Below are 11864 nucleotides of genomic sequence, written 5' to 3'. Positions count from 1 at the left end.
TCAGGTCTGGATCGCCATCGCGACCAGCTCGCTGTAGAGGCAGACGCTGCCGGGGCCGCGTCGCTTGCCTTCGTAGAGCGCCAGGTCGGCCTGGCCCAGCAGCACATCCGGCAGGCCGGCATCGTCGGGAAAGATCGCCACGCCGGCGCAGGCCGAGATGCGCACGCTGGGTTGCCCGTGCAACTCGATGGGCTGGCGCAGCAGGGCGATCACGCGCTGCAGCGCGGCCACCGCCTCGCCCACCTGCTCGAGCTGGTTCATGAGAATGACGAACTCGTCGCCACCCAGCCGGGCCACCGTGTCGTTGCCGCGCATGCATTGCGCCAGGCGCTGGGCCACCACGCGCAGCACCTGGTCGCCGGCGGCATGGCCGTGGCGGTCGTTGACCGGCTTGAAGCCGTCCAGGTCCAGATAGCACAGCGCCAGCCGCCGCCCCTGTCGCTCGGCCAGCGCCAGCGCCTGCGGCAGCCGGTCCATCAGCAGCAGGCGGTTGGGCAGGCCGGTGAGGGCATCGTGGTAGGCGTAATGCTCCATCTCGGCATGGGTCTGCTTGAGCGCGGTGATGTCCTGCACCGTGCCATGCAGGCGCCGCACCCGGCCCCGGGCGTCGCGGGCCGCCTCGCCGCAGATATGCACCCAGCGCCGCGCGCCATCCTCGCGTTGCAGCTCGGCATCGCATTGGTAGGGCTTGCCGTCCTGCAGGCAGCGTTCCACGCAGGCGGCCAGCGCGGTCCAGCTGTGCGGCGAGAAATAGCGCTGCACCTCGGGGTAGACGGCCGGCCCGGCCTGCGGCGCGCGGCCATAGAGCCGGTAGATCTGCGGCGACCAGTAATGCTCGCCGGACTGGCAGTCCCAGGTCCAGTTGCCCATGCCGGCGAGGTGCTGGACCTTGCGCAGCTCGGCCTCGCGCGCCGCCAGCAGGGCGGTGCGGCGGTACAGCAGGCCGGCCGACAGGGCCGTGACCAGCAGGGCCAGCAAGGCCAGGCCGGCCAACGTCAGGGCCTCGGTCCGCCAGGCGGCCTGGTCGGCGGAGGTGGCCAGGCCCACCAGCACATAGAAGGGGTAATGCTCGAGGCGCTGGTAGGCGTTGCTGCGCTCGATGCCGTCGATGGCGGTGCTGGCCAGGTAGACGCCTGCCGCGGGCGCGCGGTGCACGGCCTCGCGCAGCTGCGCCGACACCTCCTTGCTGCCCACCGCGCCATGGGTGTCGGGATGGCGGTGCACCAGGGCCAGCTCGGCGTTGCGCAGGGTGGCGGCGCCGGCCGGCCCGAGCTCGGCGCTCGCCAGCACCGGGCCCAGGCTGCTGGTGGCGACATTCGCGTAGAGCACGCCGGCAAAGCTGCCATCCGCTGCGTTGAGGCGGCGCGCCAGCACGATCACCCAGGTCTTGCCATCGTCGGCACGCAGCGGGCCGTCCACCCACAGCGCCGCTGCAGCCTGGTCGCGCGCGCTGCCGAAGAACTGGCGCTCGGCCACCTGCGGGGCCGGCAGCGCCAGGGCGCGGCTGCTCCATTGCACCTGGCCGCCAGCGTCGGCGAGTTGCAGGCTCAGCAGTTCCGGATGCAGGCGCTGGTGCTGCCTGAGCAGGCCCGGCAGCAGCGCCGCCGGGCTAGTGCCCGCCTTCAGCGTCTCGGCATGGGCGCTGGAGAGCAGCTGCAGGCTCAGGTCCAGCTTGTCGAAACGGTCGCCGAGGCGCTGTGCATAAAGCCGCGCCAGGTTCTGCGTCGCCAGGCCGGCACGCTCGCGATAGCCGGCCCGGGCCTGCCAGATGGCCAGGCCGGCCAGGCCGAGGATCAGCAGGCCGACCAGGCAAACCGTCAGCGCATAGAGCGCCGGGCGCTGCCCCTGCCCGGCCCTGGGGCTTGCGGCCCGGGCCTTGTTCGCCTTGCTGTCATGCATACGCTGGTCCGCGTCGGGCGGCCAGTCCCTGTACTGTTCTTGGTCTTTGCCGTCACTCTAGGCCCGGGCTTCGGTGCGCGGCTTGCTTTTGGTCAAGAGCGGCCTCAAACGCTCTTGATCCAGTCGCGTACCAGGGCCTGCAGGGCGGGCGTGCCGGCACGCAGGTCGGCGGCATCGGCATAGAGCAGCTGCGCGCGGTCCTGGCCCAGCCAGCGCAGCCGCCCGGTCGGGTCCTCGAGCTGCGGGCCGGGGCCGCTGCGCACCTTGGCGCCCCGATGCAGGATCAGACCCAGCCCCAGCTTGGCGCGCAGATGGGTGGTGGCAAACCATTCCCGCGTGCGGAAGCTCGGCGCGTTCCACTTGATGCCCTCGCTGATGCTGGCGTCGGCCGCCAGCATGGCCAGGCGCAGCGCCTCGATGGCCGGCTTGTGCGCATGCTCGAGGGCGGCCATGAAGGCATCCACTGCGGCGCGTTCGTGCTGGGCGGCTGGCATGTTTGCGTGCTCAGGGTGCGGTGGCGTAGGGCGGCGCCAGCCGCAGATCGGCCAGCACCAGGGCGATGGCCGACTGTACCTGGGGCAGGCTGCGCGCCCAGGCTTCCAGGGCGGCGGCGCGCGCGGCCTCGGGCACGCAACCTTCCAGGTAGACCACCCGGCCCTGCACCGTGACCCAGAGGCTGCTGCCGCTCAGCAAGTCGGCCTGTTGCGGCAGGGCGGCACGCAGCGCGGCGGCGATGTCCTGGTCATAAGAATAGAAGTTGGCGCGCTCGCAGCGCCCGGCCAGCCAGCAGCTCGTGCCCTTTTCGGCGCGGTGATGGGCTTGCACGCGCCGCTCGGCCTCGGTGATGAAGGGGCCCCGCGGCACCGGGCAGGCCGGCAGCGCAGCGGCGATCTGGAAGAAGGGGTCGTCGAACCAGTTGCGGCGCTGCGGCGCATCGTCGGCCCGCGCCGGCCCGGCCAGGCCGAAGCACAGACCAAGCCACAGCGCGGCAAGGCCAACATGGCCGCAACGCGCGCGCATCGGCTTACTGGATGAGGCCCAGTTGCAGGTTCAGCTGCAGCGCCTGCCTGGACTTGTTGCTCCACATCCAGCAGTAGTCCTGCGCGCTCTCGACCGTCAGGCTGCCCTGCTCCTGGGCGGACTGCTCGACGCGCGCCGGGTAGCGCACCTCCTTGCCGAGGTGGTAATGGATGTTGAAGTTCAGCGGCGCGTCCGACTGGTAGGCCCAGTCGACCTTCTGGCCGGCCTTCAGGGGGCCGCAGATCTCGGCGAACTTGCCGGGCGCCACGCTCAGCTTGCGCTCGAAGCGGCCGGCATCGCTCCAGCCCAGCTCGATCAGCTCGGCCCGCGCCGCGCCCGCCAGCAGCAATGCGCCCAGCAGCGTACCCAACAGCGTACCCGACCGCACTCGGCCGGCCCTCATGGCGCCACCTCCAGCTCGGTCACCACCATGCCGGTGGCGGCGTTCTCGGCGGCGAAGCGGACCTTGCTGCCGACCTTGAGCTTGTCCAGCCAGGCCGGGTCCTTGAGCTGGAACACCATGGTCATGGGCGGCATGTCGAGGTTCTTGATCTCCGCATGCTTGAGCGTGATCTTCTTGTTTTCCTTGTCGATCTTGCGCACCTCGCCCTCGGTCAGGGTGGGGGCGGCGCCCGCGTTCGCCAGGCCCAGGGCCAGCATCAGCAGCAGGGATTTCATCGTCGTTCCTCAGGAATAGCGTTGATAGACACGGCTGCCGCCGTCGTGGCCCAGCAGCAGCACCTGGTAGGGGTCCTTGCGGCCGCCGTATTCGGGGCCGTCCATGCCCGGCGAACCCACCGGCATGCCGGGCACCGCCAGGCCGATCGCCCGCGGGCGCTCGCGCAGCAGGCGCAGGATCTCGCGCGCCGGCACATGGCCCTCGATGGCGTAGCCGCCCACCTGGGCGGTGTGGCAGGAGCCATAGTCGAGCGCCACGCCCAGGCGGGCGCGCGCGTCGGTATTGCCGCTGTCGAAGCTGCGCACCTTGAAGCCATGGGCCTCCAGGTGCTTGATCCAGTCCTTGCAGCAGCCGCAGGCCGGGCCCTTCCAGACCTCCACCACCGGCAGGGCGGGTTTGGCGGCGCGGGCCGGGATGGCTGGCAGGGCGGCCGCGACCAGGCTGGCCAGCAGCAGCCGGCGTCTATCGCGCGATCTTGTCATCGCTGTTTCTCCTTGACGATGATCTTGCCCACCATGCCGGCCTGGTAATGGCCGGCGATCAGGCAGGCGAAATCGAATTCGCCGGCGCGGTTGAAGGTCCAGACGATCTGGGCCTGCTGGCCCGCCGGCACATGGGCCATATAGGGCTCGTCATGCTCCATGTTCGGGAATTTGAGCATCAGCGCGGCGTGCTCATCGAGTTCCGCCTTGGTGCCCAGCACGAACTCATGCAGCATCGCGCCCTCGTTCTTCACCACGATGCGCAGGGTCTCGCCGCGCCGCACCTCGAGGCGGTCGGGCGTGAAGCGCATGTCGTCGCTCATCACGAAGCGCACCGTGCGCCCGGCGGCCCTGGGCTCGGCGGCGATGCCCCAGGCCTTCTGCTCCTTGCGCAGCGGGCCGGCGTGCTTTTCGCCGCCATGGGCTTGCGCGCCGCCGAGCGCGCCCAGGCTCAGCAGCGCGGCCAGTAGCCAGCGCCTATTTTCAATGCCCATGGTGTGCTCCCGTCGGCTTGCGTATGTTCACCTCGACCGCCGGCGTGCCGGCACTGGCGGCCGGCCGCGCCGGCTCGGCCAGCGGCCCCTGCCATTCATGCGCCAGGGTGCCGGGCGGATGCTTGAACCAGCCGGGGTCGCTGTAGTCGCCCGCCTTCTGATCCTTGCGCACCTTCAGCATGCTGAACATGCCGCCCATGCCCACCGGGCCGAAGGGGCCGTGGCCGGTCATCATCGCGGCGGTATTGTCGGGCAGGGGCATTTCCATCTCGGTCATGTCGTGCATGCCGCGCTCGCCCATCACCATGTAGTCGGGCACCAGCTGCGTGATCTTGCGCGCCAGCTGGCGGTGGTCCACGCCGATCATGGTGGGCACGTTGTGGCCCATCGCGTTCATGGTGTGGTGGCTCTTGTGGCAGTGGAAGGCCCAGTCGCCTTCCTCGTCGGCAATGAAGTCCAGCTGCCGCATCTGGCCCACCGCCACATCGGTGGTGACCTCGGGCCAGCGCGCGCTCCTGGGCACCGGGCCGCCATCGGTGCCGGTGACCATGAACTCATGGCCGTGCAGATGGATGGGATGGTTGGTCATGGTGAGGTTGCCGACGCGGATGCGCACCTTCTCGCCCTGGCGCGCCACCAGGGGCGCGATGCCCGGGAACACGCGGCTGTTCCAGGTCCAGAGGTTGAAGTCCAGCATCGTCATGATCTTGGGCGTGGCGCTGCCGGGCTCGATGTCGTAGGCGTTCAGCAGGAACACATAGTCGCGGTCCACCGGGTCGATGAGCGGATGTTTGCCCTTGGGATGGGTGATCCACAAGCCCATCATGCCCATCGCCATCTGCACCATCTCGTCGGCATGCGGGTGGTACATGAAGGTGCCCGGGCGGCGCGCCACGAACTCGTAGACATAGGTCTTGCCGGGCGCGATCGGCGGCTGGGTCAGGCCGGTGACGCCGTCCATGCCGCAGGGCAGGCGCTGGCCATGCCAGTGCATGCTGGTGACCTCGGGCAGCTTGTTGGTGACGAAGATGCGCACGCGGTCGCCCTCCACCACCTCGATGGTGGGGCCGGGACTCTGGCCGTTATAGCCCCATAGATGGGCCTTGAAGCCGGGCGTCATCTCGCGCACCACCGGCTCGGCCACCAGATGGAACTCCTTCACCCCGCCGTTCATGCGCCAGGGCAGGGTCCAGCCGTTCAGCGTCACCACCGGGTTGTAGGGGCGGCCGCTGGCGGGTTGCAGCGGCGGCTGGGTGTCGGGCGAGGTCTGGATGACGGGTTCGGGCAGGGCGGCCATCGCCACCTTGCTGACCGTGCCGGCCGCAAGCGCCGCACCGCCGAGAAAGTTTCTGCGGGAAACCATGGGCTTCTTTCAGTGGCCACCGCTGTCAGCGGCGGCGGGTGTGGCGGTGATTGCGCCGGCCTGGGCGAGGCCGGGCTTGCCCAGCAGGGCCTGGTCCAGATCGGCCTTGGCGAGCCAGAAATCGCGCTGCGCGTCGATCGCTGAAGCCACGCTGGCGATCTGCGCGCGCGTGTCGGCCAGCAGCTCGAACACGCCGATCAGCATGCCGTTGTAGCGCAGCAGGTTTTCCTCGGCGATGCGCTGGCGCAGCGGCACGATCTCTTGCAGATGGTGTTGGGCGATGGCATGGGCGGAGCGGTAATTGCCATAGGCCTCGCGCAGCTCCGAGCGGGCGTTGATGGCGGTCTCGGCGACGCGCTCCAGTGCCTGCAGATACTGGCTCTCGGCGCGCTGCACGCGCGCCTGGCCCCAGTCGAACAGCGGCAGCTCCAGGCTCAGCTCCCAGCCGCGCTGGGTGGGCGCCTGGTTCGAGCTGTTGCGCACCAGGCCCAGCTCCAGCACGTTCACCAGGCGCGTCACGCGGCTCAGGCCCAGCTGCCGCGCGAGCGCCTCGCTGGCCAGCCTGGCGCCCTGCACATCCAGGCGCCGGGCCATGCCGATGCGCTCGATCTCGGGCAGCTCGTCGGCCTGGGCGGGCAGCTCGGGCAGGCGCTCGGGCAGGGCCAAGCGCGTCGCCTGCTCGCCCCACAGGCCCAGCAGGCGGGTGAGGCGCTCGCGCCGGGCGCGCTGCTGCTGCTCGGCGCGCGCCAGCCCGAGCGCGGCATCGGCATAAAAGCCCTGCTCACGGGCGCGCTGCAGTGCGTTGAAGTTGCCCACCTGGGCCATGCGGCGCGCCAGCTCGGCGCCGGCCTCGGCGGCCTCCATCACCTGGGCGGCATAGCGCCGCGCTTGCTCGGCGGCGACCGCCTCAATCCAGGCCTTGCGGGTCTCGGCCGCGAGGCTCAGCACCTCCAGGGCGACGCGCTGCTTGCTTTGCTCGAAGCGCCGCGCCTCGAGCTGGCCGGCCCAGGGCAGGGCAAGCAGCCTGGCCAGGTTGAGGTGCAGGCCGCGCTCGAGCTCATGCTCGTCGCCGCGCTGCAGGCTGGCCAGGCTGAGGCCCGGATTGGGCAGGCGGCCGGCCTGCACGAAGTCCGCCTCGCTGATGCCCAGCTCGTGGAAGCTGGCCTGCAGGCCGCGGTTGTTGAGCAGGGCCAGCTGCACCGCGGCCTCGGCGTCCAGCGGCTGCGTCAGCAGTTCGGCCACGCGCTGCTGGATCGCCGCGCGCTCGGCGTCGCTGCGCGCCCAGCGCAGCTCCTTGTCCAGATGGGTGCGGGCGCTCTGCTGCACCGGGCCGAAGCCGCCATCGGCGCTGAAGCCGGCGCAGCCGCCCAGCAGGGTCAGGCTCAGAGACGCGAGCAGGCGCCTCATGGCGAATCGGCTCCGCGCGGCGCTGAGGCCGCTGAGGCCGCGCTGGCCGGTGCAGTGGGCTGGGCCGCCTCGCGCGCATAGGCACGCCAGCCGCCGCTGCGCAGCACCTGCTCATTGGCCTCGCGCCAGGGCGTGGCCGGGGCCTCGTCGAGGCGGCGGTAGGCGCTCAGCGCCTTGGGCGCCTCGGCCCTGGGCACGCGGGCCTGCGCGTCCGCCGGGTCGCCGGGCTGCGCCAGCGCCTGCAGGGTGCAGCCCAGCAGCGCCATCCATCCGAGTCGTTTCAACAACATGACCTCACTCTAAGTGAAGCCGTGCATGTTCGGGCTTGCCATGGGGGCAAGGTCAAGCCCGGCGGCGGGGCCCTGCGTCGGGCGCGGCCTCAGTGCTTGCGGCGCAGCAGCAGGCCCACGGTGGCCAGGCCCGCCAGCAGCAGGGCCCCGCTGGCGGGCTCGGGTACGGCGGGCGTCACCAGCAGCGGCTCCCAGGTGTAGGAGATGGTGTTGTTGAGGTTGTCGCTGACGCGGCCGGGCAGGTTGTAGCCGGGCCAGCCGAAGGCGTCGTACTCGGTGTAGGGCGCCTCCTCATGGTTGGAACTGGCCATGTGCTCGACGGTGTCGGAGCCGCCGTCGAAACGGTATTCGCCCAGCGCGTAGACGATGCCGTTGAGGTTGGCCATGCCGTGGTGGAAGGCGCCCACCGCCCGGTTGCCCGAGAAGAACAGCTCGAAGTCGCTCAGCTCGTAACCGTACAGATAGCCGTCGCCGTCCAGGTCTTCGCCGCTGAAGTGGCCGGTGATGCGGGCGCCATCGGCGAAGCCGCCCTGGCTGAAGTTGTAGCTGGCGGCCTGGACGCTGCTGCCGATGCACAGGCCGGCGGCGGCCAGGGCCAGGGTGGTGACGAGCGGGTAGAGGTGACGGAGTTTCATGATTGTTTCCCTGAGCGATGAAGTGACGCCAGTGTCGGGATTGCGCCCTCTGCGCGCATCGCCTGAACGGGCCACGGCGCATGGCCGGGGCCACCCATGCCGAAAGCGATGCCAAGGGTCTGTGCCGTGGCCCGTTCGGGCCACAGTTCGCCACAATCGAGCGCTGCGAATCACGCGACCCTGGGCCGCACATGCAAACATTCAGCTCCCCTGGCTGGCTGCAGGCCTGCAGCGCCGCAATGCTGCGCGGCACCCTGCAGGCCCTGCTCAAGCCGGTGTTCTCGCCGCGCTTTTCCATCCCCTTCCAGCGCCGCTGGCTGCGCGGGCTGGCGCACAGCACGCTGCCGGCGCGCGGCGTGCGGCGCGAGGCCGCGCAACTGGGCGGCCGGCCCGGCGAGTGGCTGCGGGCGCGCAGCGCGGCGCCCGATGCGGCCATCGCGCCCGGCGCCGTGCTCTATCTGCATGGCGGCGCCTATTGCGTGGGCGCGCCGGCCACGCACCGCGCGCTGACCGGCCGGCTGGCGCTGGCCACCGGCCTGCCGGTGTTCGCGCTGGACTACCGGCTGGCGCCCGAGCATCCCTTTCCGGCCGGCCTGGACGACGCGCTGGCGGCCTACCGGGCGCTGCGCGCCCAGGGGCCGGTGGTGCTGGCGGGCGATTCGGCCGGCGGCGGCCTGGCGCTGGCCTGCGCGCTGGCGCTGCGGGAGGCCGGCGATGCCGCGCCCGCCGCGCTCTACCTGATCTCGCCCTGGGCCGATATGCGCGCCGAGGCCGCGCCCGCGCGGCCGGTGCCGGGCGAGGCCATGCTCAGCTCGGCCTGGGTGCTGGATTGCGCGGCCAAGTACCTGGGCAAGACCGCGCCCGAGCACCCCTGGTGCTCGCCGCTGCTGGCCGATCTGCGCGGCCTGCCACCCACGCTGATACAGGCCGGCACCGACGAGATGCTGCACGGCCAGGCGCTGGCGCTGGAGGCCGCGCTGCGGGCCGCCGGCGTGGCGGTGCGCTGCGAGGTGGACCAGGCGCGCTGGCATGTGTTCCAGCTGCATGGCGGCGTGCTGGCGAGTGCCGACGCGGCGCTGGCGCGCGCCGCCGCCTTCATCGCCCCGCCGATGGCGGCCGCGCGCGCGCCGGTGCAAGCCACGCACGAGGTCGTCATCATGGGCGCCGGCATGTCGGGCCTGTGCATGGCGATCCAGCTCAAGCGGGCCGGCATGCACGACTTCGTGCTGCTGGAGAAGCAGACCGGCCTGGGCGGCACCTGGTGGGACAACCGCTATCCCGGCGCCCATGTGGACGTGCCGGCGCCCGCCTATTCCTTCAGCTTCGCGGCCAACCCGCGCTGGACGCGCCGCTTTGCCTCCGCGCCCGAGATCCACCGCTATATGCAAGACCTGGCACTGCGCCATGGGCTGCTGCCGCATCTGCGCCTGGGCACGGCGGTGCAGGAGGCCGGCTTCGACGCGGCCAGCGGCCAGTGGGCGCTGCGCACCGACCGTGGCGACCATTACCGCGCGCGCCATTTCGTCTGCAGCACCGGGCCGCTGAACCAGCCGCGCTGGCCCGACATCCCCGGCCTGACCGAGTTCCAGGGCGAGCGCCTGCATTCGGCGCGCTGGGATGCCACGGTGCCGCTGCAGGGCCGGCGCGTGGCGGTGATAGGCACGGGCTCCACCGCCTCGCAGCTGGTGGCGCCGATCGCCGCGCAGGCGGGGCAGCTGCATGTGTTCCAGCGCACCGCCAACTGGGTGCTGCCGCGGCTGGACCGCCGCTACTTCGGCATCGACCGCCTGCTGGCGCGCCTGCCGCCCTACAGCGCCGCGGTGCGCTGGGCCTGGGTGCAGGCGCTGGAATGGGGGCGGCGCGGCTTCGACGAGGGCACGCTGGCGCGCCGCGGCATGCTGGCCACGGCGGCCGCGCACCGCCAGCGTCAGGTGGCCGACCCGGCGCTGCGCGCCAGGCTCACGCCCAGCTACCCGCTGGGCTGCAAGCGCATCATTTATTCCAACGACTACTACCCGGCGCTCGGCCGCCCCAATACCGAGCTGGTGACCGAGGCGATCGCGCGCATCACCGCGCGCGGCATCGTCACCGCCGACGGGCGCGAGCGGCCGCTGGATGTGCTGGTCTGCGCCACCGGCTTCGACACCCAGCAATTGCTCGCCTCGCTGCAGATCCGCGGCCAGCAGGGGCAGTTGCTCGGCGAGGTCTGGCGCGCCAGCCCCGAGGCCTATCTGGGCTGCACGGTGGCGGGTTTTCCGAATCTCTACCTGATGCTGGGCCCGAATACCGCCACCGGCCACACCTCGACCCTGCTCTATATCGAGCCCCAGGTGCAGCATGCGCTGGCCTGCATGCGCGAGCTGCGCCAGCGCGGCCAGCAATGGATCGCCGTGCGGCCCGAGGCGCAGCGCGCCTACAACGAGGGCCTGCAGGCGCGCCTGCGCGGCTCGGTCTGGACGCAATGCCACAGCTGGTACCAGGGCGCGGACGGCCGCGTCGCGGCGATCTTCCCGGGCTTCACGGCCGAGTACCAGCGGCGCGTGCGGCGGCCCGATTTCTCGGCCTATCAGTTCGGCTAGAGAATGCCCAGCGCCTCTTCCAGCTCGCGCGGCGCGTAGGGCAGCGGGCGCTCGGGCCAGGCCCGCACCAGCTCGCACATGCGCTGGTTCAGCGGTGCGCGGCGGCCGAGCTGGTGGGCCAGGCGCACGACCTCGCCGCACAGCGCGTCGATCTCGGTGGCGCGGCCCAGCGCCAGATCGTCGGCCATGCTGGAGCGCGCCTTGGCATCGATGCGCAGCATGCGCGTGGCGAGCAGGCGGAACAGCGGCGAGGGCAGGCGCAGCAGCGCCGGCAGGCGCGCCGGTGCCACCGCCGCCACCTTGGCGGGCGCCAGGCCGGCGGCGCGCAGCAGGCCCAGCGCCTCGTCCTGCAGGGCGGCCAGGCAGCGGCGGTAGCCGCGCTCCAGCAGCTGTGCCTTGAGCGGGCGGCCCGAGAGCGCGTTGACCGGGTTGTTCAGGTTCAGCAACAGCTTGCCCCATTGCAGCGGGCGCAGATCGGCATGCAGCTGCAGCGTCAGCCCCTGGCTGGCGAAGGCCTCGACCAGGGGCGGCAGGGCGTCGTCGCGCGCGGCCGCCAGGGCGCCGGTGCTGCCGCGGTGGTAATGGCCGGGCGCCAGCGCCGCCACATTGAAGGGCACCATGCCGGCGCGCAGGCGCAGCGCGGGCGCGGCCTCCTGGGCGCGCTCGGCATTGCCCAGGCCGTTCTGCATCGAGAGCACCGGGCTGCCGGCGGGCAGGGCCGACTGCAGCGCCTGGGCCGCCGCCACGGTGCCGCCGGTCTTCACGCAGAGCAGGGTCAGGCAGGGGCGCAGGCCGGGCGGGATGCAGCTGGCCAGCTGCAGCTCGGCCGCCGGGATGTGCGCGTCGCGGCCGTCCAGGTCGCTGAGGCGCAGGCCATGCGTGGCCAGCTCGTCCAGCACGCGCGGCCGGCCCACATAGAGCACCGGCCAGCCGGCGCGCTGCAGGCTGCCGCCCAGAAAGCAGCCGATCGCGCCGGCGCCCATCACGAGCACCGGGGCTTGCGCGGGGTCGGCCAC

General features: G+C 71.7%; 13 protein-coding genes. 1 reads left to right on the top strand and 12 read right to left on the bottom strand.

Annotation, left to right across the window (positions count from 1 at the left end; all coding sequences use genetic code 11):
- The 11 genes from AC3WQY_RS08045 to AC3WQY_RS07995 all read right to left on the bottom strand — a co-directional run bounded on the left by AC3WQY_RS08045 (position 1) and on the right by AC3WQY_RS07995 (position 8269).
- Complete coding sequence (locus AC3WQY_RS08045; RefSeq protein ID WP_492707282.1) at positions 1-1899, bottom strand: sensor domain-containing diguanylate cyclase; 1899 nt, start codon at positions 1897-1899, stop codon at positions 1-3.
- A 104-nt stretch (positions 1900-2003) separates the two neighbouring features.
- Positions 2004-2393 (bottom strand): DUF1801 domain-containing protein, encoded by a 390-nt coding sequence (locus AC3WQY_RS08040; RefSeq protein WP_492707280.1) that lies wholly within the window; start codon positions 2391-2393, stop codon positions 2004-2006.
- 10 nt (positions 2394-2403) lie between these two features.
- Positions 2404-2919, bottom strand: coding sequence for a BON domain-containing protein (locus tag AC3WQY_RS08035; protein WP_285231460.1), 516 nt, complete (start codon positions 2917-2919; stop codon positions 2404-2406).
- Between the two features lie 4 nt (positions 2920-2923).
- Positions 2924-3322 carry a hypothetical protein gene (locus tag AC3WQY_RS08030; protein WP_492707278.1) on the bottom strand — a complete coding sequence of 133 codons (399 nt, stop codon included), beginning with the start codon at positions 3320-3322 and terminating at the stop codon, positions 2924-2926.
- Entirely contained in the window at positions 3319-3597 is a 279-nt protein-coding gene (locus tag AC3WQY_RS08025; protein WP_285231462.1) for a copper-binding protein, read from the bottom strand. The genes AC3WQY_RS08030 and AC3WQY_RS08025 overlap by 4 nt, the downstream gene beginning before the upstream one ends.
- A 9-nt stretch (positions 3598-3606) precedes the next feature.
- Positions 3607-4080: a DUF411 domain-containing protein gene (locus AC3WQY_RS08020; RefSeq protein WP_492707276.1), complete on the bottom strand. Its 474-nt coding sequence runs from the start codon at positions 4078-4080 to the stop codon at positions 3607-3609.
- Positions 4077-4574, bottom strand: a complete 498-nt coding sequence (locus AC3WQY_RS08015) for a cupredoxin domain-containing protein (RefSeq protein ID WP_492707274.1) — start codon at positions 4572-4574, stop codon at positions 4077-4079. Before AC3WQY_RS08015 ends, AC3WQY_RS08020 begins: the two co-directional genes overlap by 4 nt.
- The gene (locus tag AC3WQY_RS08010; RefSeq protein ID WP_492707272.1) at positions 4564-5937 is read right to left on the bottom strand and encodes a multicopper oxidase family protein; all 1374 of its coding nucleotides are present in this window, start codon (positions 5935-5937) and stop codon (positions 4564-4566) included. The genes AC3WQY_RS08015 and AC3WQY_RS08010 overlap by 11 nt, the downstream gene beginning before the upstream one ends.
- Before the next feature lie 9 nt (positions 5938-5946).
- Positions 5947-7344: a TolC family protein gene (locus AC3WQY_RS08005; protein ID WP_492707270.1), complete on the bottom strand. Its 1398-nt coding sequence runs from the start codon at positions 7342-7344 to the stop codon at positions 5947-5949.
- Positions 7341-7634, bottom strand: coding sequence for a hypothetical protein (locus tag AC3WQY_RS08000; RefSeq protein WP_492707268.1), 294 nt, complete (start codon positions 7632-7634; stop codon positions 7341-7343). Before AC3WQY_RS08000 ends, AC3WQY_RS08005 begins: the two co-directional genes overlap by 4 nt.
- 89 nt (positions 7635-7723) lie before the next feature.
- On the bottom strand, positions 7724-8269 hold the full coding sequence (locus AC3WQY_RS07995; protein WP_285231468.1) for a PEP-CTERM sorting domain-containing protein: 546 nt from the start codon (positions 8267-8269) through the stop codon (positions 7724-7726).
- Positions 8270-8460: 191 nt separating this feature from the next.
- On the opposite strand from AC3WQY_RS07995, the gene AC3WQY_RS07990 reads away from it, so the two are divergent.
- Positions 8461-10848, top strand: a complete 2388-nt coding sequence (locus AC3WQY_RS07990) for an alpha/beta hydrolase fold domain-containing protein (protein ID WP_492707266.1) — start codon at positions 8461-8463, stop codon at positions 10846-10848.
- Here AC3WQY_RS07990 and AC3WQY_RS07985 read toward each other — a convergent pair.
- On the bottom strand, positions 10845-11864 hold the full coding sequence (locus AC3WQY_RS07985) for a 2-dehydropantoate 2-reductase (RefSeq protein ID WP_492707264.1): 1020 nt from the start codon (positions 11862-11864) through the stop codon (positions 10845-10847). The two genes, AC3WQY_RS07990 and AC3WQY_RS07985, sit on opposite strands and share 4 nt — an antisense overlap.

The sequence above is a fragment of the Roseateles sp. FW301-B2 genome, assembly GCF_058788955.1.
The sequence above is the reverse complement of the archived record's forward strand: the minus strand, read 5'-3'. Positions and strand labels throughout refer to the sequence as shown.

Coding starts and splice junctions, on each gene's coding strand:
- AC3WQY_RS08045 (WP_492707282.1), bottom strand. CDS start 1,899: ATGCATGACAGCAAGGCGAACAAGGCCCGGGCCGCAAGCCCCAGGGCC.
- AC3WQY_RS08040 (WP_492707280.1), bottom strand. CDS start 2,393: ATGCCAGCCGCCCAGCACGAACGCGCCGCAGTGGATGCCTTCATGGCC.
- AC3WQY_RS08035 (WP_285231460.1), bottom strand. CDS start 2,919: ATGCGCGCGCGTTGCGGCCATGTTGGCCTTGCCGCGCTGTGGCTTGGT.
- AC3WQY_RS08030 (WP_492707278.1), bottom strand. CDS start 3,322: ATGAGGGCCGGCCGAGTGCGGTCGGGTACGCTGTTGGGTACGCTGCTG.
- AC3WQY_RS08025 (WP_285231462.1), bottom strand. CDS start 3,597: ATGAAATCCCTGCTGCTGATGCTGGCCCTGGGCCTGGCGAACGCGGGC.
- AC3WQY_RS08020 (WP_492707276.1), bottom strand. CDS start 4,080: ATGACAAGATCGCGCGATAGACGCCGGCTGCTGCTGGCCAGCCTGGTC.
- AC3WQY_RS08015 (WP_492707274.1), bottom strand. CDS start 4,574: ATGGGCATTGAAAATAGGCGCTGGCTACTGGCCGCGCTGCTGAGCCTG.
- AC3WQY_RS08010 (WP_492707272.1), bottom strand. CDS start 5,937: ATGGTTTCCCGCAGAAACTTTCTCGGCGGTGCGGCGCTTGCGGCCGGC.
- AC3WQY_RS08005 (WP_492707270.1), bottom strand. CDS start 7,344: ATGAGGCGCCTGCTCGCGTCTCTGAGCCTGACCCTGCTGGGCGGCTGC.
- AC3WQY_RS08000 (WP_492707268.1), bottom strand. CDS start 7,634: ATGTTGTTGAAACGACTCGGATGGATGGCGCTGCTGGGCTGCACCCTG.
- AC3WQY_RS07995 (WP_285231468.1), bottom strand. CDS start 8,269: ATGAAACTCCGTCACCTCTACCCGCTCGTCACCACCCTGGCCCTGGCC.
- AC3WQY_RS07990 (WP_492707266.1), top strand. CDS start 8,461: ATGCAAACATTCAGCTCCCCTGGCTGGCTGCAGGCCTGCAGCGCCGCA.